Genomic DNA, 1114 nt, shown 5'->3' with positions numbered 1-1114 from the left:
TGAGGTTCCCCCGGTTCTCTGGAGGGCTCAGCATGGTCCGATAGGACCAGGAAGGAGCCCCGTATGGCAGCACCGAAGAAGTACCCCGACGAGCTGAAGGCGCGAGCGGTCCGGCTGTACCTGGAGTCGGATCCGAAACCGGCGATCCGCAAACTGGCCCAGCAGCTGGGTGTGCACCACGAAGCGCTGCGGAACTGGATCCGTCAGGCCAGCACCGACCCACGCCCTGAGCCCGCGGCGACCGATCTGGCCGAGGAGAACAAGCGGCTGCGTAGAGAGGTCGCCGAGCTGGAGCGAGTCAACGATATCTTGCGTTCTGCGAGTGCGTATTTCGCCTCGGAGCTCGGCCAGACCCGGAGGTGATCGTGGGATTCGTCGAAGACAGCCCGCACCCGGTCGAGCTCGTATTGCGGGTCCTGGGAATCGCGTCCTCGACCTACTACTGGTGGCGCAAACGCTCGGTACGGCCGTCGGCCCGCCAGGTCGCCGACGAGCAGTTGCTGGCCGAGATCGTCGATATCCACACCAGCTCCGGTGGCACCTACGGCTCCCCGCGGGTGCACGCGATGCTGGCCCGGCGCGGGATCCGGGTCGGGCGCAAACGGGTGGAGCGGGTGATGCGCGGCGCCGGCCTGCAGGGCGCTTTCCTGCGCAAACGGTGGCGGATCGCCTCCACACGGCCGGATCCCCGGGCCGTGCCGGCCCCGGATCTGGTCGAGCGCGTCTTCACCGCCGACCGCCCCAACAAGCTCTGGGTCGCCGACGCCACCCGCATACCGTGTGGTCAGGGCGCGTTCTGGCTGGCGGCGGTCCGCGACGCGTTCTCCAACCGCATCGTGGGCTGGAAGACCTCGGACCGTTGCGACACCGAACTCGTGCTCGGCGCGCTCGAGTATGCGGTCTGGAGCCGTGACGTTCGTGACGGCGGGCTGGTCCATCACAGCGACCGCGGCTCGACCTACACGGCGTTCCGGTTCGCTAATCGATTGGCTGACAACGGGATCGCTCAATCGATGGGCTCGGTCGGTGACAGCTATGACAACGCTCTGATGGAGAACTTCTTCTCCACCCTCAAGACCGAACTCGTCTACCGCAACAGCTGGCGGAGCCGGGA

General features: G+C 66.9%; 2 protein-coding genes. Both read left to right on the top strand.

Translation table 11 applies throughout. The features are described 5' to 3' along the window. The first annotated feature begins 63 nt into the window (after window positions 1-63). Window positions 64-363, top strand: a complete 300-nt coding sequence (locus ACFUUZ_RS31715; RefSeq protein ID WP_378702730.1) for a transposase — start codon at window positions 64-66, stop codon at window positions 361-363. 2 nt (window positions 364-365) lie between these two features. Then, on the top strand, window positions 366-1114 hold a 749-nt coding region (locus ACFUUZ_RS31710), incomplete at its 3' end, for an IS3 family transposase (RefSeq protein WP_378702728.1).

Source organism: Nocardia sp. NPDC057353 (genome assembly GCF_042667085.1).
Taxonomy (GTDB): domain Bacteria; phylum Actinomycetota; class Actinomycetes; order Mycobacteriales; family Mycobacteriaceae; genus Nocardia.
Note: the sequence above shows the minus strand (reverse complement) of the source record. Positions and strands in the feature narration are given on the sequence as shown.

Coding starts and splice junctions, on each gene's coding strand:
- ACFUUZ_RS31715 (WP_378702730.1), top strand. CDS start 64: ATGGCAGCACCGAAGAAGTACCCCGACGAGCTGAAGGCGCGAGCGGTC.